Genomic DNA, 24,023 nt, shown 5'->3' on the forward strand with positions numbered 1-24,023 from the left:
GGTATCATGACGAAACGAACCAAACTCAAAGAACATGTTCATACTTTAGAAGAAATTGGCCACATTATGACGGCCATGAAAAATCTTTCTTTCATTGAACTGCGCAAAATCACTCAATGTCTTTCCATGCAGAACAACGTCATTAAAACCATTAGTGAGGTGAGTCATGATTTTTTAAGTTTCTATCCCATGCCCCCCATGAATCAACAAGAAAATCCTCCCTTAGTTTCTATTCTTATTGGCTCAGAACGCGGCTTTTGTGGTTCTTTTAATGATAATGTGCTTCATCAGTTAGACGCGCACAAAGAGCAACATGCTGAATTGGGACCAGCACTCATTCTTGTAGGGCATAAACTGGCATTAAAAATGCCTAATGACCCTCGTGTCATAGCAACACTCGAGGGACCCAATGCCATTGAAGAAATCCCGGACGTGATTTCAAACGTGTTACAAACATTAGAAAAAGCCTTATTGCAAAGAAATAAGACATGGCATTCTTGGCAATGGACTATTCTCTTCAATGAGGAAGAGCACAATCACATTCAAGTAAAAACCTGGCAGCCCTTTAAAGAATTGGATACAAATCCTGTGCCTCCTTTTTCTGTGCCACCCGTTTTGAATGCATCCAAAGACCAGTTTTTTTCTGACTTGGTGGAGCATTATTTACTGGCCATGTGTTATTCGATTTTTTATCAATCGTTTTTTGCGGAAAATCATCAACGACTGTTTCATTTAAACCAGGCATTAGATCGCTTGGAAAATAAAAAAAATGCATTAAACCATCATTTCAATTTACTGCGCCAAGAAGAAATTACCGAAGAAATTCAGAATATTGTACAAAGCGCCGAAGCGATTATTGGTCATGAGCTCACATAGAAAGACAAGGTAAACTATAATATACTGATTGGACTGGGTTTCTAATCAATGAAATGAATTTTCTATAAATTCGTAGTCATCCCTTTCGAGTGATTGGAAATCGGTTACAGAATAGTGAATAAACTCATATGAGGCGGGAAAACACTCGTGCAGACTGCTCCACTTTAACCATTTTTTGAATCGTCATGTTAAGTGAGCTTTTGGAGAGAAAGGATGCTGTTTCAATACACTAAAAAGTTTACCTTACTTCGATGGGTTCGAACATTATCCATTTCTTTCCTGTTGGCGATGGCCTCTGTTTCCTTTGCACAACCCACAGCGGATGAGCATGCCGCACATCATCCAGGAAAAAAGGAGAAAGAAGGCGAGGGAATGAGTGGCATGATGAAAAATATAGGGACTCCCTCTAAGGAGCTTTACCCCTCTTTAATGAGTTTACCCACATTATCCCCTGAAAAACGCCTTGAAATTCAACAAAAGGCACACCAGCGCATCACCTCCGGCATGGCGCTCATGAAAAGTGGGCTTAACGAGCTTTTGTTGGCATCCAGCACTAACAATTACGCTAAAATGCAGGAAGCTTTAGAGAAATTACGAGAAGGGATTGCGCAATATGAGAGTGCACTGGCCGCACTTCGCGCCCTTTCTGAAGGAAAAAATCCAAGCGACATCGCCTTGCAGTGGTTTAAACGAGAAATGAATCTTCTTCCAAGTAGTCCGCAAGCCGAGAGTGTCTTAGGTGGTCCTTTTTTTCATTTAACGATTATCGCTCTATTTGCTCTGTTTTTTTTGGTCATGATTTGGATGTATTTTTTCAAAATGAGAAGAGCTGCTGCTCTGCTCGATCGCTTAACCAAACAAAATGCGGCTGTATCTTCAGAGACATCACCCCAATTCTCAAAAGCACCTGAACCAACCCCTTCTTTAACATCAGTAGAGCCCATTAAATCCTCCCAAGTTTCTAAAGTACCATCAGAAACTGCCCCAACTACGCCTCCTACCTGCCCCGCGCATAAATGCCCAGTCCCAAAATTTCCAGTCATGCGATCGCTCACCGAACCGGAAGAGAAATGGGAAGGACAACTTCGTGTTTGCCGTATCTTTCAAGAAGCACCGGGAATCAAAACGTATCATTTGGCATCAACCCATGAGGTGGCTTTGCCATTTACCTATTATCCTGGCCAGTTCATTACGCTCACCGCCTTAATTAATGGTAAAACCGTAAGACGCAGTTACACCATGGCGTCCACCCCAACCCAATTGCATTATTGTGCCATCACGGTCAAGCGGGAAGAACAAGGCTTGTTTTCCCGTTATTTGCATGACGAAATTAAGGAAGGGGATTTACTGGAGGTGATGGGACCTAATGGTAAATTCACTTTTACTGGGGAAGAGGCAAAGAGCATTGTACTGATTTGTGGCGGGGTCGGCATTACCCCCATGATGAGTATCATCCGCTATCTCACCGATATTGGATGGCACAATGACATTTATTTGCTGTACTGTTGTCGCACGACGAGTGAGTTTCTTTTTCGCGAAGAATTAGAGCAACTTCAAGAAAGATACCTGAATCTCCATGTGTATGCCTCGATGCTGCGTTCAGAGGGAGCCGTTTGGATGGGGTTACAAGGCCTATTTACCAAGAACATCATCAGCCATCTTGTCCCTGATATTGCCTCTCATCGTATCCACGTTTGTGGTCCTCCTGCGATGATGGAAGCTATCCTTGGTATCTTAAAAGAGCTTAACGTGCCCGCTGATTTGATTCTAACAGAAGCATTTGGACCGGAAAAGAAACCAGAAATAGTCCAAGAAGACTTCATCAAAGCCGATACCCGTGCGATGGTTTCGTTTCGGAAATCCGAAAAAATGGTTCCAATTCTGCCGGACCGTACCCTTCTTGAAATCGCTGAAGCCAATGGGATAGCGATTGATAATGCGTGCCGAACCGGGCAATGTGGGTTATGTAAAGTGAAATTGCTGTCGGGGGAAGTGACCATGGCTTGTGAAGATGCGCTTTCCAAGGAAGACAAACAACAGGGACTTATCTTAGCCTGTCAGGCCAAAGCGACTCAAAACATTGAGGTGGATGCTTAATGAATTCGCAAGGACGTATGATGGTTTTGGGGTTAGTACTTCTAATGCTTATCACATGGCTAGGCTTTGCCGTCCATACGTCTTCTCGTTTTGCCGGGAGTTTTTGGGGTGGTGTGTTTGGCGTGAGTGGCTCGATATTGATGCTGATTCCGCTCCTCTACCTCTTTGTTAAACGCATTTCATTTTTGAAAAATTGGGTCACACACTATGTGTCCATGAATACCCTGTTGTCATGGCATATTTACGCAGGCATTATCGGCTCTATTTTAGTCTTGATTCATACCGGGCATAAATTTAATAGCGCTTTAGGTATTGCTTTGACTGCTATGACGCTCATTGTCACGCTCAGTGGTTTTATTGGCCGTTATCTCATGGGCTTTATGACTCAGGAAATCGATGAAAAAAAGACAATCCTCTTGGGATTACAACAGCAATACCAAATCGTGGCTCAAGAATTACAAGCAAGCGCACACTCCAAGCAAAACATCGGGAAATTACATCTTATGACAGCTCGCTTTCTTTCCTGGCTGCTTGAAGACACCGCACTGGATGGTCAGTTAATCAAGTCGGCAGAAGTACGCGCTTTGTGTTTAGCAGATGCCATCTCCGAACTGGAATACGCCATTCGTTTTCACGAGCACTTCAAACGCCTGTTTCAAAAATGGTTAACCTGTCACATTATTACAGCACTGGTATTGTACATTCTGCTGGGTCTGCACGTGTGGTCTGGAATTTATTTTGGATTAAGGTGGTTTCAATGAAACTGAGATGGGCTACACTCACTGCCCTTACCGTAATCGCGACACTGTCGTTTATGGTCTATTATCTGTCTTCTCATGGAGATGAGGTGAGCAGTTTGACTCACTTGGCCGAGTGGCAAAGAATGGCAAGCCCCGGAGAACTTTCCAAAGCCCACTCGTTTTTAAGTCACAACTGCACTGCGTGTCATACGCCCGTGAAAGGAGTTGAGGCCGTGAACTGTATTGCCTGCCATGCCAACAACGAATCTCTGTTAAAACGCCAACCGACCTCCTTTCATGCCAACATAGGCAGTTGTGTTGAATGTCATAGAGAGCACCAGGGCAGAACAGCACGTATCACCCAGATGGATCACAATGCTTTGGTTTCGTTAGGACTTCAGCAACTTCGTGTCTTTTCAAATGCAAATGATGAAGAAGAACAGTTGATTATTAATCAGGTGACGCTCTTTTTAGCGCAGAATGAGTCCAATAGGCCAACCGTATTGGTCAACCCCCATTTATCACCTCAAGAACTGACTTTACGCTGTGCCTCTTGCCATCAAAACAAAGACAAGCACTTTAAGTTATTTGGTGATGATTGTTCTGCTTGTCATGAAACGGCTCATTGGAGCATCCCTGAATTCAGACACCCATCCCCACGTTCAATGGATTGTGCTCAATGCCATCAAGCGCCACCCAGTCATTATATGGAACATTTTAATATGATTTCAAAAAAAGTGGCTCATGAGCATGAAGCCCGTGTCGATCAATGTTTCCTTTGCCACCAAACCACGTTGTGGACTGATATTAAAGGAGTTGGGTTTTATAAGCATCATTGAGAGACTTTTTCTCTACATCGGAAAATTTATAAGTGCCGTAACAATTTATTATGGCATTTACCAGGACTATTGATTAGATGCCGGTTTCTGCATCGGTATTTGATGTTGCATCAACAGAGGCATACCAGCAGGCGTTTGAATATATCCTTTATGCCAATACACAGTGGCATAATAAGCACTACAAATCATTCCTAAAATCGCAAAGAGAACGATGAGCCAACCAAAAACTTTTGCCAACGAAATACCGAAACCTTCGTGACGTGAAGTCCAGACAACCAAAATAATACCCAATGCTATTGCAATAAGAGACAACATCTGAGCCACATGAAATAAGAATGCTTCACCTGACATCATTGGCATCTGGAAATAGCCTGCATACCAGTATTTAATCGCATAATAAGTACTGCATAGCTCCCCTAGAATCCCGATAATGACAATCAACCATCCAAATATTTTGGCTAATCCAATACTTTTTCCTTCATTACGTAATGCCCAGACGACCAACATGATTCCAAGCGCTATTGCGATAAGGCCGAGCATCTCGGCACTGTGAAACATAAACATCATGATGCACCTCCTTTGCTGTCTTGTTGTTTATTAATACGAGGTATAAACCCAGGAGTAACCGCAGCATAGTGTTTATATTCCTCACCAAATTCAGCCAAGACCTCTTTTTCTTCTCTACGCGCGAGACGAACATACATATAAACCAATATGGGAAACATGATTAAGGTCAGAATGGTTGGCCATTGCAATAAAAAACCAATCATCACCAAAATAAACCCATCGTATTGCGGATGACGAATTTTGGCATACAACCCGCTGGTTGCAAGTTGATGCGCCTTTTGAGCACGATAAAGAGTACCCCAGGCTGATGCAATCATCCAAAGACCGCCGATAATGAAGACAAAACTTAAGATATGAAAGACATCAAAATGGGGATCACCTTTCAAGCCAAGCAGGGTATGGAGTAAATGGCCACTGTCATGACCATATAAATCCATTCCAGGATAATATTTAGAAAGCCATCCTGACAGTAAATAAATGGTTAAAGGAAAACCATACATTTCGGTAAAATAAGCGATGACAAACGCAGAAAAAGCACCAAAGGCGCGCCAATCTCGCCTTGTCTTAAACGTGGTGGTAAAACTGTACGCAAACAAAATGAAAATAGCCGAATTGACAATGACCAATAACCACAAACCATAGGCATACGAAGTATGTTCCATTTCGATTAGTCCTTATTCTCAGACGAGTCGTCCTCATTATCAGACTTATGATGATGCTCCTCTTCATGACCTCCATGTCCTCTATGCATAAACAGATGCATTAGTGGACAGAGTAAGACTAACAGCAAAAAAGGCGAAGCCCCAAGAAAACTCGCAATGTGAGCACCATGCTCTACAATCAAGAAATAGCCAATAATCCCAATAATGATGATGGCCACCATACCAGAAGGAGAACTCCAAAAGTGCATCTCTTTTTGTGGTTTTGATGACTGTGGGTGATGCCTAGGTTCAGGCGACATGATGTGCCCTCCTTTGCTCATTAATTCTTATTAGTATAGTCCATCCTGATAAAAGATTGCGCCAGTAAAGTATCACCCATATATTGTTCAAATTTCGAACTAAAGTGCTATCTTGTCTATACTTAGATTGATAAGTATTGGATTTAGACTAGCTTAGAAATAACGCTATCACATCCTTTACAAGGAGCGGCAATATGTGGACTTTAAAGACGTTGAAGCGGTTTGTTGCTGTAGCCGCTTTGATAGGCTCAACTGCTGTAGCTGCTGCTTTTGATACCTCAGTCAAAAATGATTCCCAATTAGGTTCTATGATATTGGCTGCCAGTGTCCATCATCCACCTCATTGGACACCTCATGGTGGACATGGTAAGTGGCATTGGGATGGACATAGATGGCATTGGATTCAATACCACTACAAGTGGCATCATAACTGGCATCACGGTGGACAAGGTGGACACGGCTGGCAAGGCGGGCATGGCTGGCAAGGCGGGCATGGCAGCGGACATTAAGAAGAAGGGAGCTCATTCTCTTGATGCGTGGTACTGTATTAACATGTTGTTAAGAGGTTTTTTGTGCCAAATATATTCAGTCAGGTAAATCAGTCACCGTCATAAAGACGTGGGGAAGGACCTTCTAATCTTTGGGGAGAGTAAGCCTAATACCCCAATCAACACCAATAATAGGACAATGAGCCCCAGTAAGAAGAGGCATGAAATTCAAGCAGGATAACTCTCCTTATAGGCTTAGGCTTAAATTTGAAAAATATCCGCGAGTTCCTTGGGCTGTAACTGCTTTATCGTATCGACTCAAGGCATGAATGTATGCCGCTTGCCGCATATCTGTTTGATACTGTTCCATCAGTTGCCAAATATTCTTGAATTCACGGGATATGATAGTCTGTAATTCTTCTTGAACTTTTTCCATACTCCAATAATAACCTGATTTATTTTGAACCCACTCAAAATAGCTTACGATGACCCCACCCGTATTGGCTAATATGTCGGGTACAATTAATAGTCCATTTTTCTGCAATAGTGCATCGGCCTCTAAGGTTATTGGACCATTTGCAATTTCAACGATTATAGGGGCCTTAATTCTGGCTGCATTTTCATGGGTAATTTGATTTTGTGCAGCAGCTGGGATAAGTAAGTCGACCTCGAGTTCCAATAATTCTTCGTTCGTAATGGTAGCTTCCTTCGCAAGTTTACAAACAGACTCTTTGCAATATATGGACTGCACCTCTTTAGAGCTGTTTTTTATTTCAATCATGCGAGGTATATCGATGCCTTTGGTATTATAAATTCCTCCTTTCGAATCACTTATTGCAACAATTTTATAGCCATTGTCGTAAAGCAGCTTAGCGATACTTTGGCCAGCATTACCAAATCCTTGAACAGCAACTCGTAGCTCAGAAGACTTCCATTTTTTCTTTTTTTCAAGAATTTTAATGCAATAGTAAGCACCTAGACCAGTCGCACCCTCACGCCCCAAGCACCCTCCCAAAGAAATAGGCTTGCCTGTGATGACCGCTGGACTATTTTTCCGAACAATGGTGGCATACTCATCCATCATCCAGCCCATGATCATCTCATTGGTATACATATCAGGAGCAGGGATGTCTTTGTCTGGCCCAATAAAATCCGCTATTAACTCAATGTAGCTTCGACTTAATCGCTCCAACTCCATGCGGGATAATTGTTTTGGATCAACAATTACCCCACCTTTTGCACCACCAAAGGGGATGTCGACGACAGCGCATTTTATTGTCATCCATAATGCAAGAGTTTTTATCTCATCTAAATCCAATTTTGGATGAAACCGTATGCCTCCTTTCATCGGACCACGGCTGTCATTATGATGGACTCGATAAGCTGTAAAAATTTTTAATTCACCATTATCCATCCGAACTGGGAGAGATACTTCCAGACAGGATTTAGGGTGTTTCAGTTTCTCTAAAGCTTCGGAATCAATACGACAAAATGAAGCGGCCTTATCAAGCCGTGAAAGAGCATCTAAATACATACATTCCTCCAATTAGTGCATTCACGAGGTTTCTTCTGGACAAACCATGGGTACTAACTATTTGTTATTTGGCCTACTCTGAACTCAAAATAATTTCAAACCCATGAGCAAGAGCGTGGGCTTAAACCGGTACTTTTATAGTGCACCAGGACTCCAATATCCGGGTATAAGCAACTCACGTGACCGTTTAAAAAAGAACAGCAACTCCTAACGTGATTGTATCTTGAGTGGTAGGCTCTCCTTGACTTCGAAGAATTCTCTTAAGAGCACCATATTCTTCATCATGTTCGTACTCTGTAAAAATATTAAGCCCTGGCTTAAGACGATAATAAGGTCTCAGGATGTAACGCATTTGGTTTAAGCCATTGCCAATCTCGTTTTTGACGACGGTATGAGTGGCCAGAATGCTGCGAAGCCCAGTGAGGAAGAAGAAGTTATTGGTCAGCTGGTTAGCCCGTGCTAACTGAATGTCAAACTTCACACTGCCATCACGGTAATACGTTCTAATGTTGGTATCAATATACCAAGGCATTAATCCTTCAATACCAATACCCGGTTGCCAATAAGGTCCTCCGGGGCGATAAAAATAATTGACTCCTCCTTTAACTGCCCAAAATTGGCTAATCAAATGCCAATAGAACACATCGATATCTGCGTTTTCAACGGTTCCTTTATAAATTTCAGCGTCCTCAGTATACAACTGGAGCTTATTGTAATCTGGGCCATAGAGGCCTCTAAAAGACATTTCCTGAGCATTATGAAAAGGGTCTTCACCGAGTTCAATATAGCTTGAACGATAGAAGCCTTGATGATGCCCTGCAGGGTGTTTGATGAGAGAAGCATCCAATGGCATGACTTCGTCTTCTCTTACAATGGGTCGATTGATGTAGGCTTGCTGATAGGCGTAATTGTCTGGCTTTCGGGTGCCGTTGGCAATCTCAATGATGGTGGTGTATTGAAATACGCGCGCCATGCCTGCGGTCATGTGCAGAAGATGATGGCAATGGAAGAACCATTGACCGCTGGCTTCAGTATCAAAATCCGCAACGGCAGTAGCCCCTGGAGGGACTTCAATGGTATGTAATAAGGGATCGTAAGACCCATGACCATTGCGTAAAATAAACCAATGGCCGTGAATATGCATGGGGTGACGCATCATCGAATTATTGGTAAAAATAATCCGATAACGCTTTCCTGGCTCAATCAGAATTGGCTTGGCCTTGTATTCTGGTAGACCATTAATAAACCAGATATAACGATCCATATAACCAAACAATTCCATTTTAATAATCCCATCGACTGGTTTATCAGGATTATTGGTTTTCACTGCAGCTTTTAACTCTTGGTATTTGGTTCCTAAGGTACTGGCCTTTGCCGAATCAGGCGGCTCTATTTTATCGCCTATGATGGTCGGCTCAATGGGCATTTTCATGTTCATGGAGCCATTCATCGACATACCCTGCTCCATAGGCCTATCTGACTTCATGTTCCTATTCATAGACATGTCATTAGCAGAGTTAGACGTCTTATTCTGGCCCATTGCGCTATGATTCATGTCCGGCATAGCCATGCTGTTGTTCATTGCGGTCGACGAGGAGTCAGACTTCATTTGAGCAGAGTGAGACTTCTTACTCTGACCCATTGCGCTATGATTCATGCCCGGCATGGCCATGCTCTTGTTCATTAAGGTCGACGAGGGGTCAGATTTCATTTGAGCAGAGTGAGACGTCTTACTCTGACTCATTGCCCCATGATTCATACCTGGCATGTCCATACTCTTGTTCATCGAGGTCGATGAGGATTTGGACTTCATTGATGAGGTGTGAGCGGAATGATTGGATGCATTGTCCATTTTCTTTTGGATAGTCTTAGAGGACATCGAATGATTAGCACTTTGCGAACTCATTGCTTGAGAGTGCGAAGGCATGGTCATGGAGGATTTCATCGCCGTTGATGATGTTTTTTTGTTCATCAAACCATGCTGTTGGTTTCCATCCATTGCCCCGCCATTCATAGACATCATCATGTTGGCCATCATTTCTCTTGTGACAGGAAGTGGTTCAGGGAAAGGAGTCACGTGCTGATAGTTGACGACTTGATTAGGATGGGTCACTAAGGCCCCATAAGCTTTGCCCAGCGTGTCAATCGACTCAGCATAAATAATGTAAGGCTTGTTTTTTTGAATGGTCACCAGGATATCATAGGTTTCACCCGGTGCAATCCAAAAATCCTCAATGGGATAAGGGGTCACATCATTTCCTTGAATGTGCACCATCTCCACTTTGGCATCAGGAATTTTGACGCGATAGATGGTGCTTGCTCCTGCGCCAATGAAGCGCAGCCGCACCCTATCCCCTACTTTCACAGGGGCGGTCCAAGGATGAGATTTAGGATGACCATTTAATAAATACGCATCATACGCCACGTCACTTAAATCATAGATACTCATGCGCATTTGTTGCATCATTTTATAATCAGCAATTAATTTTTTACGCTCTTCGGGTGACGCTTTACGATAATCATGAAGAAACTTCATAAGCGAGGGTTGTAGGGGAAATCGAGGACCGTAATAATCGCCGTCTTTTTTTAAATTCGCAAGAACTTGTTCGGCGGGCGTGTTGCTCCAATCGGATAACACCACCACATAATCTTTGGTATACTGATAGCTTGGCGGCTTAGGTGGGTCAATAATAAAAGTCCCATATAAGCCTTCTTGTTCTTGAACCTTGGCATGGGCGTGGTACCAATAGGTTCCCCTTTGGTACAGCTTAAAGCGATAATGGAACACGCCTCCCGGAGGAATTGGTTTTTGACTCACCCCATCCACCCCATCCATTTGCCAAGGGACTAAAAGACCATGCCAATGAATGGACGTTCCCTCATCCAAATGGTTGTACACATTGATGGTGACATCGTCCCCTTCTTTAAAATGCAACGTCGGTGCTGGAATTTGCCCATTAACAGCAATGGCGCGTCTTGGTTTGCCTGCAAAATTCACCGTTTTATAAGCAACCACCAAATTAACCGTACGCTTTGCTCCACCTGTAATAGTTAGAGGCGTCACCGCTTTAGGAGATTGTTTTTTAGTGGTAGGTTGTTCCATTTTGTATTGTGCAGGTTTCGATTGAGATGGTGTACTCTTCGAGGAAGTTAACGGTTGTGTTGAGGCACCATGTTGCTCATGCTGGGCAAACACAGCAGAAGAACCGAGCAGTAAAAAGGAAAAAATAAAGCAATAATTCCTAATTGAACAACGCAAATCCTTTTGTAACATGTTTCCATCCTTCCATAAAAATCGTATTAATGCGGTGATACCGTCTTTTCTGCTGTGACAGGCAAAACACCATACCCATGCCGGTAGACTAATTCCGCACCATACCAAGCTGTTGTGAGCAACAACACCTGGACAAGGAATAAAGCCATTAAGAAGAGCAGCGTCGGTTTTTGGTGTTTAATATAACGCCAAACCATCCAGAAAGCCACAAGTACAATAGCACTCGCGCTAGTGAGTGCCCAGTTGCGGTGAATCACTTTTACGGCGTGCACCATAGCACCATGTTTCACCGTATAAAAGGCATAAAATCCAGCGGACACCGTGGTTATCGTACTCAATGCGGCCAGCCATAAACACCACCGAGCCACAATTTCCAATTCGACAATCAATGGCTTGGTGTTCCAATGAGTGTAAGAGGATACATAGGTTAGGGCATAAAGAATCACCGAAACAGTAAATAAGGCCACGGTAAAATGGACAAAAATGGGGTGCCAATTGGGGATAATTTCTATCATGGTCGATGCGTTCCTTATTCCAGTTTGGGGAACCAACATCCCATTCCCTCGTTTCTTCTTATAAAAAAATAGCCAAATGGCTATTCAGTTGACCCCTTTTTATTTCTTATTTTTGTTCATTGAATCGTTATCCGTTATGCTAAATGTCTGAGATGAAAATAGCAACAATAAACCGGGTTGTTTTTAGTCGTCGTACAAGGACAAGGAAAATCATTTTGAAGGAATTGTTATGAACGCTAAGGATTGGTTTGCAGAGAAAGAGTACGAAGAACAAGCAAGAGAAACTACCCCTCTTTTTGATGAGAAAGAGTTTCCTGAAACCAAAGACTTAGGGAATGAGATGGACCTTGATGAAGAGTTTGATGCCATACGCTCCATGAATTAACACCCTAAATATTAATCGGGATCCTTATAGAGCGCATCAAACCAATTCGTCATGACCTCATTACGCATGATTCGAACGGATTCTAACGAGTCCCTCATCATCTGTGCCCAAGCATGCTCTGTTTTTTTAAAGAAATTACTCTCCGTTACCCTTTGGCGATTGGCTTGAATGGGTGGACTTACTTGTTCGATTGCTTTCATGAGTGGATTTACTTTTTCAGAAAACACATAGCGACTTAGGCGCATGGGATGAGTTTTCTCGAGCCACCAGGATAAGAAAGGATTACTTAAGCTTTGCACAAAAGGTTGGACGACTTTTTGATAAATCGAGTCATTGGCTTCGGATGTTTGGCGAACTTTTTCAAACGGTTGTGTGGAGCTCGTTGTGCAAAGTTCGGTGAGTTCGCGCGCTTCAAAACGCACATGATATTGCTCTTTGCTGCAATCGGGATCGCCTGTTGGGTTAACGATTATCATTTCATAAAGCCCTGGCTGCAATTGCTCAATGGCATCACTATGCTCTAAAATAGCACGATGTTGCAAACGAACGACCTTAGCCGACACAAAGATTCCTAAATGTCCAACGGAAGGATGAAGAAGATAAACCACTCGCTGTTTCGCTTCCTTCAATGCTTGTGTCGTAGGATAAATCGTTCTTATCCAATGTAAAGCCTGCCTCGGTGGGGTAATTTGATCACCTTGGGAAGCAAAGAGAACAATAGGGCTTTGAATGCGTTTCAAATCATAAACACATCCTTTATGAATTCGCATTTCACCACGCTCTAGTTGATTGCCAATAAAAAGATTATTCACTGTGGCCATTATCTCTTCCTGGCTAAATTGGTAAAACCCATTCCACCAACGTTCAAATTCCAAGAATCGCTCACGTTCTGCATCAATTTCATCAAATAAGCCATAATACTTATCCCAAATGGCCGTGGTGGGATTGAGTAACTCAAAATTAGAGACCAACCACGCCCCATCCAATATCCCTTCTTTTAAATCCGAAAGAAAATGGGCACTCCAGGCACCACCCAAGAGTCCCCCTAATAACTGCATGGGATTGGCTTCTTCTTCGCTGTTGGACCAATAAGAAACGGGTGAACCATTCATGACCGTCAAGCCAACCGAACCCACACAATCAGAAGCCAATAAAGCAAGCATCCAACCGGCTTGACAATTACCATAAAGAATAGGGGCTTTGCCTTCATGCCAGGCTTGGACTTTTTCAACAAAATGGCGCAAAGTCATCAGGACATCGGCGAGCGTTTGATGAGGCACAGGATTAGGATAAAAAATAACAAAATACACAGGATGACCACTATGTAACGCAATGCCCACTTCAGAGTCCCGTTTGAAACCACCAATCCCTGGCCCATGGCCTGATCTGGGATCCACAATAATCACCGGATGAGCATGAGGATCAAAACATTCTTCAAAGCACACATCGCCGACCTCAAGAATTTTAACCAATGCATAATTGGTTTTGGGTTCCAATGATTTCCCATCCAGGACTAATTCGTATTTAAAATTAAGCAGTGGTGGCAACCCTTGTTGTTCGTGCTCCATCATATTATTAGCCCGTTCACGCAAGGTATCCCAAAATAAAATAGAACGCTGCCAACAATCCAGTTGATAAGAAATAAAATCATGCCCCATTTGATAAGGCGAATCGGTGTTTTCCTTGTCCATGCGTCACCACCATCCTGAATAATCCACATCTTTATCTATTGTGGACAGATTTTTACAAAAATGTTCAATCCATTGAATTCCTGCACCCCTCATGACTCATTCCTTGATTAATTAGGGGCATTAGGAGTATACAGCGCACGCAGCTGTGCTAACACTTTTTGCAATTTTTGCCAGTTGGCTTGCGTCCCTTCTTTATCATTGGCATCTCCTGTTTTATCAAGACGAGTCGCCAATTGACCAACATAGCTTAGATTTTGTTGCAGTGTCTTTTTCTGCTCCTCTGATAAATCCTTGCTTAAAGCAGGTAATGCGTTGACTAAATCACGAATGGCAAATGCATGCTGGTGTATTGTCGTTAAATCATCACTACTGAGCACTTGATTAATGGATGCCGCATGCTTATCTACAGCCTCCCAAATGGCTGGAATCGTTTTGGGAATAGATTGTGTTGGCTCTTCAGTGGAATCAGCCATTGCTTGAGAATACCCACAAACCAACAAAACACTGGTGATAAGCCCTAACCAAAAATGGCTTTTTTGTTTCAAAGTAACGTGCTTCATGTTTTTTCTCCTTGTTCTGTTTTATTGAATTGCATCCGCTGTTCTCGCCAAACTTCAATAGCATTATACACCGTAGGCACCACAAACATATTGAGTACAGTAGAAGTAAATAATCCTCCCAAAAGCACCTGAGCTAAAGGACGCTCAAGTTCCTTTCCTGCAGGCGAACCCCACAACAAAGGAATCAAGCCCAGTGCCGCTGTGGCAGCTGTCATTAATACGGGCACCAAACGGTCCATGGTGCCATCAATGACCACCTGCTCCCGAGTTTTCCCCTGCAATCGTAATTGATTGTAGTGGCTCACCAAAATAATGCCATTTCTCGCCGCAATTCCAAACAGCGTAATAAACCCAATCATGGCGGCCACACTCATCTCGCCACTCACCACAAACAATGAAATGACCCCACCAATAAGTGCCAAGGGCAAATTAAACATCACTAATAAAGCCTCCCGAAATGTCCCAAAGGCTTTATGGAGCAACATCAGCATCACAAAAATCACCAGGCCACCAAAAACCAAAATCACTCTGGAGGCTTGTTGCTGGCTTTCAAATTGGCCGCCGTATTGAATAAAATAACCAGTGGGCAGTTTGATTTTTTCCTGCACTTCCTGTTGCACTTCAGCAATCACGCTGCCTAAATCCCGCCCCTGCACATTAAAAGAAACCACCAACAACCGTTGCACGTTCTCGCGATTAATTGCAAAAGGCTGCGGTTCCAATGCAATCTCAGCCACAGCCCGCAATGGGATTTGCGCATTGCTGCCTTCCCCCACCCCATGAGCATCAATCAACATGTTTTGAATGTTCTTGACGCTGTCACGTCCTGGTTTATCCATTCGAAGATACAAATCAAACGTGCGTTGCCCCTCTAAAACGCTGGAGACACTCACGCCATTCAGAAGCACCTGCACGTCTTCTGAAATCTGCCCCACATTGACTCCATAGCGCGCTGCTTTTTCGCGATCGAGTTGAATCACCAATTGAGGGACTTTAATCTGTTGTTCCTTATTCACATCCACCACCCCTGGTACTGATTTTAACAGGGTCTCCATCGATTGTCCTAGTTCATTGAGTGTGGATAAATTATCCCCAAAAATCTTAACGGCCACTTGAGCGCGTACCCCAGAAAGCACTTCATCCATACGATGAGCAATGAATTGCCCCACGTTAAATACGGCTCCAGGAATATTCGCCAAATCCGCACGAATGCGACGCAGCAATTCATCAGGTCTCATGGACTTGTCTTTATCAAAGTTAAGAAGCACATCAAATTCACTGATGTTGGGTGGTAGCGCATCTTCATCAAGCTCACTGCGCCCTGCCCGCTGCGCAATGGAAATCACTTGCGGGTAGCGAAGCAATGCTTTTTGCACTTGTTGGCCTAAACGCATGGATTCATTCAGGGAGGTTCCCGGCAAGGTACTCATCACGACAATAAAGTTGCCTTCATGAAACTCTGGTAAAAAAGACGTGCCAAAAAAAGGAAGTAACGCCAGTGCAAAGACAAAAGCCGATAATGCAAACGCAAGAACCATTTTGCAGTGGGCAATAGACCATTGGAGTGCTGTTAAAAAATGCTTTTTAAGCCACAAGACAAAGCGAGTTTCGGACTCCGCCTGATGGTTACCTTCCCTTTCTACGGCATAATGCCGTTCCTTATTCGATAAAGCGTGCAGACCCACTTCAACATCTTGCTGTTTTTCTTGACCACGCACCAGTAACCAGTAACACAAAGCAGGAACCATAGTGATGGAGACCACGAGAGAGCCTAATACCGAGGCAATGTAGGCAATGGCTAAGGGACTAAAAATATGTTCAGCAATCCCCGATAAAAAGAAGATGGGTAAAAAAACCAAACTAATGATAATCGTGGCATAAACCACTGAACTTCGAATTTCAAGCACCGCATCAAAAACCACTTGTATGGTGGGTAAAGGATGGGCTTCCTGACGATTAATCCGTAAGCGGTGCACCACATTTTCCACCGTAATGATGCCGTCATCGACTACTTCTCCAATGGCAATGGCCATACCACCTAAGGTCATGGAATTGATGCCAATACCAAAATAATGAAGCACTAAAATACCCACTACGAACGAAACGGGCATCGAAAGGAACGTAATAAACGAAGCACGCCAATTCATCAAAAAAACAAAAAGAACCGCAATAACAATCACAGCCCCTTCAAGCAAAGCCCGAGTTAAATTGTGAATGGCGGATTCAATAAAGCTGGCTTGGCGAAACACATTAGTCATTAAGGTCACATCGTGAGGCAAGGATTTTTTAATTTCCGCAAGTGCTTTTTCGACTTTCGCTGTGGTCATGACCGTATCAGCCCCATAGGCTTTAGAAATTGTCCCAATCACCGCATTTTGGGTATTATAAGCTCCATCACCTCGCTTAATTTCTCCACCAAAAGCAACATTTGCCACATTATTCATGGTAATAGGTACCCCATTACGAACCACAATCAATGTTTTTTTGATGTCTTTAAGCGTCTTAATCCGCCCAAGGGTACTCACTACGAATTCGGTTCCTGCCTGGTGAACAAAGGCACCGGGTACGTTTTGATTCGCCGATGTCAGCGCTTGTCGCACGTCTTCCACCGAGATTCGATAAGCGAGCATACGTTCAGGAATGAGGCGCACCTGGTATTGCTTGACCTCACCACCCAGGGAGACGACAGAAGCCACACCACCTAATGCTAGAATCCTGGGACGAATCGTCCAATCCGAAATGGTGCGCAAGGTTTCAGGACTTTCGGTGCGGCTTACCAACGCGTATTTGACCAACCACCCCACGGCAGACGTAACCGGTAACATGATGGGTGACTCAACGCCAGGAGGGAGGCGATTGACTACTTGTTGAATGCGTTCATTAACTAACTGGCGATTACGATAAATGTCGGTTTGGTCGTCAAACACCACCGTGATGGTAGACAGACCCACAGACGTTTTAGAGCGCACACTAACCACCCCTGGCGTGCCATTAATCGCACTTTCCAAGGGATAGGTAATTAAAGTTTCCACATCTTGTGTGGCCATACCAGGCGCTTGCGTTTGCACCACCACTTGCGGTGGGGCAAATTCGGGAAACACATCCACTGGCATTTGTTTTAAGGTATAACCACCCAGCAAACAAAGAATAATCGTTAAGGCCAAAATCAAGGGGCGATTATGTAACGACCAGGCAATTAAGTGCGTAAACATTTAGTGAGGCTCCTCTTGGTCTGAATGAGGCTTACTACTCCCACTCAACCACAAAGTATAAAGCTCACGTTGTCCTTGCGTCACAACAAGGTCGCCAGGAACTAGCCCATCTTTAATTTCTGAATACTCATCATCCACGGCACCCATTTGAACAACGACGCGATCATAAATATCCTTATTTTGCACAAAAACAAACGACTCGTTATCTGCCTGCAACACGGCCGCATTGGGTACGGCAAGTGCTGCTTCATTACGCGCTAAAATGACGTTGGCGCGTACAAACATCCCAGGCTTTAGGAGTTTCTCTTCATTATCCAGGGTGATGCGCACATTCACGGTACGGGTTAAGGAGTCAAGATTGGGTTCAATTAAAGTCACTTGGCCTGGAAAAGTTCGCTTGGGGTAACTTAGGGCATGAATGTTCACTTCTTGCCCCACCTTAATCTTATCTAAATCTTCTTCATACACTTGAGCGATGACTAACAGTTTGTCGCGATTGCTGATGTGAAAAAGAACGGTGTTCGGTTCAACGGCTTGACCTAAGTTAATGTTCCTTGCATCAATGATGCCTGCAATGGGTGCCGTGACCGCAACACTTGGTGGAGGATTACCCACTAATCTTGATTGCACTGTGGCTAAGCGTTGTCCTGTCTTGACATTATCCCCTAAATTCACATCAATGGCCGTCACACTTCCGCTAATCCGAATGCTAACATCCGCTTGCGCATCAGGTAACAATTGAACTTGGCCATTCAAACCCAGTATTTGTGCCATAGGACGATTGGTTGCTTCCACCACCTTGATGTCAAGCATCTTGGTTTGCTGGGGTGTTAAATGAACTGGGCCTTTAGCTCCTCCCTCACTCACTTCAATTTCTTCTCCATGGGCAAAGCACCCTTGAATAGGAACGAATAGACTAAGAAACAGACTAATTAATGCCATCCTTCTCATGCGCTGTTGCCATCTCATTTGCTATCCCCATTCCTTTGATACGCCAAATACGGACAAAACCCCAGGGTCTTACCAGGACCAATGGCCGTGCATAAGGCCACATACACTTGCAAATACTTTTCTAACGTGTTGAGATAAGTCGTTTGTAAATCATTTTGTTGTTTTTGTACTTGCAGCACATTCAAAAAAGAAATTTGTCCATTCTCATAAGAATCACGCGCCACTGTGACATTCTCAACCGCTAATTTAAGAGAAACAGTTTGCGTTTCCCTAAGACTCATTTGCAGCGCTTTTAATTGCCCATAGTTACTGGTTACTTCCGTCTCAATACTTAAATTCAAAGCACGCAAAGCCATTATTGCCTGAGTCCCTGTGTGACTTGCTTCTAAAATTCGCCCCTGATTACGATTAAACAGAGGAAGAGGCACGGAAAGAGTCACACCCAAAGTCCTATCGGCAGGTTGAGGTGGGCCCTCTTCGACCACAATTTTATCTTGTTGTACCCCAAGCCCTACCGTCCAATCAGCAAAACGCTCGGCTTTGGCCAAACGGTGATCGGCATTGGCGCGTTCAATCGATAATGCGATGGATTGACGGTCTGGACGATTTTTAAGCGCCAAGGCTTTTAAGCGGGGTAATTTAAGGAGCGTTCTCTCAGCGATAAAATCCATCTTAAGGGATAAGGGTGAATGGGCTTCTCGCCCCATCAATTGATTCAGTAGCGCATATTGGCTAATACGAAGACTATGCAAAAGGTGCTTTTCTTGCCCGATACGCAGATACTCAATGCGTGCCGCATTCTCATCCAGCTTTGAAATTTCAGCCGCGTGATAACGGTTATGAATCACATCAACGAGCTCTCGGTTTATCCGTAATAAGTAATTCACCTGTTGCGTGCGACGCTCGGTAATCATCGCGGCATAAAATGCATTCGCTACTTTGGCGCTTAATTGGCGCTCTGCTTCCCTGATTTCTGCCATGGCTTTCAACACATCTAAGCGCGCCACTGTCTTTTGCTTTGCAATACGCCCAGAAATCGGAAATGCTTGATTAAACCCAGCACTTCGTGAATATTCCCCTTCATCATTAAATAAGCGATCGTCGTTGTTGGAGAGGTTGAGGCTTGGATTGGGCCAAAGGCCAGCTTGTAGCAAACGGGCCTTGGTAATAGCCACATTATAACGAGCGGCTTTTAAATCCTTGTTGTTTGCAAAAGCCATTTGGGTTATTTCCTGAAGAGTCCATGCCTTCCCCGCTGTTGCCAAAGAGGCGTACAGCAACAGAAGAATGACCCGATAAGAAAACCGCCAAGCACGATGATATTCCATAAACAATGGCTCAAAGAGGTCCATCTATTGTTTTATCTTACATCGGTAGGCTCGACCTACCATCCAATGGTCTGCCACGAAATCATTTTTGGGATTGCCTTCATAAGTTTGTTGATGTTGACTCACCAAAACCGTATTAGCACCTAATAACGCCGCTTCATTTCTTAGGATATTTCGTTCGTCCTTGATCAAATGCTCGTGTGATTGATAGGATTGGCTCATGCCATTGCGATCGTAGGCTCTGACTTCCCCTAAAAAAGTACAGCCTTTTGAGAGCTGATCTGACTGGAGAATGGTTACTTTTTCTCCTTCAGGGGTTAACTTGGCATTATAGGAACAACCCACCAGAAGTGTGGGAATTATCACCAGGAGAGTGCGTTTCATCAGATAATGAGTCATAAATTAATCCCTTCTTTTTATTATTTTTATTTTCTAGTATCTCCTACCCAATGCCATTAAACAATGGGTTGTAAAATAATAGATGATGTCGTACCTGCTTCTGCAGTAAGATGACTGTTTTATGCATTCTCTTTTTCTAGTCAGCGATTGGATGGATACTCGTGTCGATGAGATGGTTTGTTGTTGCAAGCATTGGACTATAGACACAAACCGAGCCATTGATTTTTCTTTGTTTTGCCGCGTAGCACGCCAAATCCGCTTCTTTGATGACGGTATTCACTGAGGTCGAGTGAGGATTCATCTGAGTGATGCCAATAGAGCAACCTAGATTAAGCTCCGATAAAATACCTTCTTTGAACAATTGTCTCGTCACAGTGATAAGATTTTCAGCAATCTTTTTCGCCTCATCGATAGAGATGTTTTCCATCACGGCAATAAACTCATCCCCACCATAACGAGCCACGATATCATCCTTTCGCAATCGCTGCGTTAGGAGTTGCCCAAATGTTTGTAACGTGTTATCTCCCGCATCATGACCATAACGGTCATTGACCGTCTTAAATTTATCCATATCAATAAAAAGAACGATAACCCATCCTCCATGCATCTTAATTTGTTGGAGCCTTGTGTTCAAAACCTCAAAAAGGGTCTCTCTGTTATGACAGCCAGTTAGCGAATCATACTGAGCATGCTGCCTTAATAGTTCGTAGCGACTTTTAAAATCAGCCATTAATTCCGCTTTTTGAATGGTCTTAGTCACCAAATGACACGAAAAATAAGTATAAGTCGCTGCTAACAAAAACACACTGCCATAAAAATAATTAAGGCAGTGAGGGTCGACCAATAAACCATAAAAAATGCTGGCTAAATAACTGAGAATGAAGATGCCAATAAAAGAAAGAGAAACAAACCTTAGTCGCCGATAGTGATTCCCTTGTTGCACTAATCCATTGATTAAATAAGCTCCTTTAGTAAGAAAGACAATACCAAACACTATCATAACAACTGGGATAACCATGATTTGGCCTTAAATACAGTCTGAACTATTTCTTTAGTATAGACTTGATTTTTATTCAATGAAGTAACTGTGATGATTTTTGTTTAGCCAATACAATAAAGACTAATCACATCTTAAGCTCATCTGACCATCCTTTTTTCATAGTGTCACTCTCTTTAGTCTCAGCGCATTGATAATCACTGACACTGAAGAAAGCGCCATCGCCGCTGCTGCAATCATAGGACTTAAGAGCAAGCCGGTTAGGGGGTACAAAACCCCAGCAGCCAAAGGCACACCCAGTACATTATAAATAAAGGCGAAGAAAAGATTTTGGCGAATGTTGCTCATGGTATTTTCTGACAAACGTCGCGCTTTGGCGATACCACGCAAATCTCCATGCAACAAGGTGACCCCAGCGCTTTCGATGGCCACATCAGTGCCCGTTCCCATGGCAATACCAATGTCTGCTTTTGCCAATGCTGGGGCATCATTCACTCCATCTCCTGCCATGGCAACAATAAGACCTTTGTCTTTTAATTCACTCACGATGCGGCTCTTGTCTTCAGGCATGATTTCAGCTACTACCTTTTTTATGCCAAGTGTACCTGCTACCGCTTCAGCTGTTTTTTTGCTATCTCCGGTGAGCATGACAATTTCAATGCCACTTTGCTGAAGTTCGTAAATGGTCTCTGGAGTACTCGATTTAATAGGGTCTTCAACCACCAAGAGAGCTACTGTTTTACCATCAACCGCCATAAACATGACTGAGGCGCCTTTACCACGAAGTTCATCAGCCTTTTCAAAAAGAGGGGCATTATCGCTTCCATGCTCTTGCATTAATCTGGCGTTACCAATAGCAACATGATGGCCGTCTACCTGACCTACAACACCTTTTCCAGTGGGCGCTTCAAACGCTTCGACTGATCCAAGGGACAATCCTTTTTCTTTTGCAGCATGCACAATAGCATTGGCCAGCGGATGTTCACTTTGATGCTCGAGTGCCGCAGCTAATGCTAAAGCATTATCCTCCACGAAATCATCGGTCACAATGCGTGTCAATTTAGGGTGACCTTCAGTAAGCGTGCCCGTTTTATCGACCACCAGGGTATTGACCTTCTCCATTCGTTCCAACGCTTCGGCATTTTTAATCAATACCCCGCTTTGTGCTCCTTTTCCAACACCGACCATAATGGACATGGGCGTTGCTAAACCTAACGCACAAGGGCAAGCGATGATGAGTACGGACACAGCAGCGATTAATCCATAGCTAAGCGCTGGTTGCGGACCCAACAGTGCCCACACAATAAAAGACAGCACCGCAACCAAAATCACAGCGGGCACAAACCATCCTGAGACGGTATCGGCTAGTCGCTGAATCGGCGCACGGCTTCGTTGGGCATCACTCACCATCTGCACAATGCGTGCAAGCATGGTATCACTGCCCACATGCAGCGCTTTCATGACAAAGCTACCCGTCTGATTAATCGTAGCACCAATAACTTTAGCGCTGGCCTCTTTAGCAACTGGAATGGGCTCACCCGTCACCATGGATTCATCGACAAAGCTTCGGCCTTCTTGCACTTCACCATCCACTGGTATTTTTTCACCAGGCCGAACACGCAACAAATCACCAACGACAACGTTATCCAGTGATACCTCCTCTTCACTGCCATCTTCCTTAATTCGGTGCGCACTTTCAGGGACCAATTTTAACAAGGCACGGATGGCACTACCCGTCTGCTCTCGTGCTTTTAGTTCCAACACTTGCCCTAATAAGACTAAAGCCGTAATCACTGCTGCCGCTTCAAAATAAACAGCAACTACTCCTTCTTGACTTCGAAACGCATGGGGAAATACACCTGGCCAAATGACAGCCACCATACTGTAAATCCACGCCACACCAATACCCATGGCAATCAAGGTAAACATATTGAGTTGGCCTGTTTTTAGAGACTGCCAACTGCGCTTGAAAAAAGGCCAACCTCCCCATAACACCACTGGCGTGGCAAGAAGCAATTGGATCCAACTGGAGCCATTACCAGAAATAAAATGCTTCAAACCATGTCCACCCATCTCCAATATCACAACAGGTATAGTTAACATCAATGCAATCCAAAATCGACGTCTCATATCAAGATATTCAGGGCTCACAACCTCCGAAACCGTCACCGTTTCCGGTTCTAAAGCCATACCACAAAGAGGACAATGACCAGGGGCAGATTGGCGAATTTCTGGGTGCATGGGACACGTATAAACAATAGGCCCCTCCATTTTGGAAGAGGCTTGCTGAGTCTTGGGAGAATTATGTTCGTGATGACAAGCATGTCCTTTACCAGAATGGGTATGTCCTTGATGGTGGTCGTGTTTCATGGTTTGCCCTACCTGTTAAGTGTGAGTATGCTTTGGCTTGATTTACCAATGCAGCGAATGGGCTTAATGCCCAGCACCGCCATGACCACCATGCCCACCCGCGCTGTGTCCTCCATAGCCGCCATCGACCTCTTGGGAGCCATGCTTCACTGCTCCATCGCAGGAACTCAAAAAGAATGGTCCTCCGATTAACCCAATAAGCACTGCAATCATTCTAAAGGCTTTCAACATGGATACTC

21 protein-coding genes are annotated in these 24,023 nt (G+C 43.8%); 6 read left to right on the forward strand and 15 right to left on the reverse strand.

Going from position 1 to position 24,023, the window contains the following annotated elements; all coding sequences use genetic code 11:
- Positions 1-6 precede the first annotated feature (6 nt).
- From AB3348_RS05955 to AB3348_RS05970, 4 genes are all read left to right on the forward strand, one after another.
- Positions 7-876 carry a FoF1 ATP synthase subunit gamma gene (locus tag AB3348_RS05955; protein WP_367606657.1) on the forward strand — a complete coding sequence of 290 codons (870 nt, stop codon included), beginning with the start codon at positions 7-9 and terminating at the stop codon, positions 874-876.
- 213 nt (positions 877-1,089) lie between these two features.
- Complete coding sequence (locus AB3348_RS05960; protein ID WP_367606658.1) at positions 1,090-2,973, forward strand: 2Fe-2S iron-sulfur cluster-binding protein; 1,884 nt, start codon at positions 1,090-1,092, stop codon at positions 2,971-2,973.
- Positions 2,973-3,734: a hypothetical protein gene (locus AB3348_RS05965; RefSeq protein ID WP_367606659.1), complete on the forward strand. Its 762-nt coding sequence runs from the start codon at positions 2,973-2,975 to the stop codon at positions 3,732-3,734. The genes AB3348_RS05960 and AB3348_RS05965 overlap by 1 nt, the downstream gene beginning before the upstream one ends.
- Positions 3,731-4,552, forward strand: coding sequence for a hypothetical protein (locus AB3348_RS05970; protein WP_367606660.1), 822 nt, complete (start codon positions 3,731-3,733; stop codon positions 4,550-4,552). Before AB3348_RS05965 ends, AB3348_RS05970 begins: the two co-directional genes overlap by 4 nt.
- Before the next feature lie 66 nt (positions 4,553-4,618).
- On the opposite strand, the gene AB3348_RS05975 is transcribed toward AB3348_RS05970, so the two are convergent.
- Genes AB3348_RS05975 through AB3348_RS05985 form a run of 3 tightly spaced genes read right to left on the reverse strand, consistent with a single transcriptional unit; the run spans position 4,619 to position 6,080 of the window.
- On the reverse strand, positions 4,619-5,119 hold the full coding sequence (locus AB3348_RS05975) for a hypothetical protein (protein ID WP_367606661.1): 501 nt from the start codon (positions 5,117-5,119) through the stop codon (positions 4,619-4,621).
- Positions 5,116-5,781 carry an isoprenylcysteine carboxylmethyltransferase family protein gene (locus tag AB3348_RS05980; RefSeq protein ID WP_367606662.1) on the reverse strand — a complete coding sequence of 222 codons (666 nt, stop codon included), beginning with the start codon at positions 5,779-5,781 and terminating at the stop codon, positions 5,116-5,118. Before AB3348_RS05980 ends, AB3348_RS05975 begins: the two co-directional genes overlap by 4 nt.
- A 5-nt stretch (positions 5,782-5,786) precedes the next feature.
- A complete protein-coding gene (locus AB3348_RS05985; protein ID WP_367606663.1) occupies positions 5,787-6,080 on the reverse strand; it encodes a DUF2933 domain-containing protein in 294 nt (97 codons plus the stop codon).
- Positions 6,081-6,274: 194 nt separating this feature from the next.
- Here AB3348_RS05985 and AB3348_RS05990 point away from each other — a divergent pair, with 194 nt between their 5' ends.
- Positions 6,275-6,589 carry a VrrB gene (locus AB3348_RS05990; protein ID WP_367606664.1) on the forward strand — a complete coding sequence of 105 codons (315 nt, stop codon included), beginning with the start codon at positions 6,275-6,277 and terminating at the stop codon, positions 6,587-6,589.
- A gap of 226 nt (positions 6,590-6,815) precedes the next feature.
- Here the strand turns inward: AB3348_RS05990 and AB3348_RS05995 are convergent, their stop codons facing one another.
- From AB3348_RS05995 to AB3348_RS06005, 3 genes are all read right to left on the reverse strand, one after another.
- A complete protein-coding gene (locus AB3348_RS05995) occupies positions 6,816-8,102 on the reverse strand; it encodes a Glu/Leu/Phe/Val dehydrogenase (protein ID WP_367606665.1) in 1,287 nt (428 codons plus the stop codon).
- Between the two features lie 187 nt (positions 8,103-8,289).
- Positions 8,290-11,376 carry a multicopper oxidase domain-containing protein gene (locus tag AB3348_RS06000; RefSeq protein WP_367606666.1) on the reverse strand — a complete coding sequence of 1,029 codons (3,087 nt, stop codon included), beginning with the start codon at positions 11,374-11,376 and terminating at the stop codon, positions 8,290-8,292.
- A 26-nt stretch (positions 11,377-11,402) separates the two neighbouring features.
- Complete coding sequence (locus tag AB3348_RS06005; protein ID WP_367606667.1) at positions 11,403-11,930, reverse strand: DUF2231 domain-containing protein; 528 nt, start codon at positions 11,928-11,930, stop codon at positions 11,403-11,405.
- A gap of 190 nt (positions 11,931-12,120) precedes the next feature.
- On the opposite strand from AB3348_RS06005, the gene AB3348_RS06010 reads away from it, so the two are divergent.
- Positions 12,121-12,276 carry a hypothetical protein gene (locus tag AB3348_RS06010; protein ID WP_367606668.1) on the forward strand — a complete coding sequence of 52 codons (156 nt, stop codon included), beginning with the start codon at positions 12,121-12,123 and terminating at the stop codon, positions 12,274-12,276.
- Positions 12,277-12,287: 11 nt separating this feature from the next.
- Here AB3348_RS06010 and AB3348_RS06015 read toward each other — a convergent pair whose 3' ends face one another.
- From AB3348_RS06015 to AB3348_RS06055, 9 genes are all read right to left on the reverse strand, one after another.
- Positions 12,288-13,967 (reverse strand): DUF3141 domain-containing protein, encoded by a 1,680-nt coding sequence (locus AB3348_RS06015; RefSeq protein ID WP_367606669.1) that lies wholly within the window; start codon positions 13,965-13,967, stop codon positions 12,288-12,290.
- A gap of 107 nt (positions 13,968-14,074) precedes the next feature.
- A complete protein-coding gene (locus tag AB3348_RS06020) occupies positions 14,075-14,527 on the reverse strand; it encodes a transporter (protein WP_318796537.1) in 453 nt (150 codons plus the stop codon).
- Positions 14,524-17,739, reverse strand: a complete 3,216-nt coding sequence (locus AB3348_RS06025; protein WP_367606670.1) for an efflux RND transporter permease subunit — start codon at positions 17,737-17,739, stop codon at positions 14,524-14,526. Before AB3348_RS06025 ends, AB3348_RS06020 begins: the two co-directional genes overlap by 4 nt.
- Positions 17,740-18,708, reverse strand: a complete 969-nt coding sequence (locus AB3348_RS06030) for an efflux RND transporter periplasmic adaptor subunit (RefSeq protein ID WP_367606671.1) — start codon at positions 18,706-18,708, stop codon at positions 17,740-17,742.
- Positions 18,705-20,018 (reverse strand): TolC family protein, encoded by a 1,314-nt coding sequence (locus AB3348_RS06035; protein ID WP_367606672.1) that lies wholly within the window; start codon positions 20,016-20,018, stop codon positions 18,705-18,707. The genes AB3348_RS06030 and AB3348_RS06035 overlap by 4 nt, the downstream gene beginning before the upstream one ends.
- A 24-nt stretch (positions 20,019-20,042) precedes the next feature.
- Positions 20,043-20,417, reverse strand: a complete 375-nt coding sequence (locus tag AB3348_RS06040; RefSeq protein WP_367606674.1) for a DUF4156 domain-containing protein — start codon at positions 20,415-20,417, stop codon at positions 20,043-20,045.
- Between the two features lie 136 nt (positions 20,418-20,553).
- Positions 20,554-21,435: a GGDEF domain-containing protein gene (locus AB3348_RS06045; RefSeq protein WP_367606675.1), complete on the reverse strand. Its 882-nt coding sequence runs from the start codon at positions 21,433-21,435 to the stop codon at positions 20,554-20,556.
- 138 nt (positions 21,436-21,573) lie between these two features.
- Entirely contained in the window at positions 21,574-23,784 is a 2,211-nt protein-coding gene (locus tag AB3348_RS06050) for a copper-translocating P-type ATPase (protein ID WP_367606676.1), read from the reverse strand.
- A 63-nt stretch (positions 23,785-23,847) separates the two neighbouring features.
- Entirely contained in the window at positions 23,848-24,015 is a 168-nt protein-coding gene (locus AB3348_RS06055; protein WP_015961484.1) for a hypothetical protein, read from the reverse strand.
- Between the last annotated feature and the right edge of the window lie 8 nt (positions 24,016-24,023).

This window comes from Legionella sp. W05-934-2 (assembly GCF_964199965.1).
Lineage (GTDB): Bacteria > Pseudomonadota > Gammaproteobacteria > Legionellales > Legionellaceae > JAFIFT01.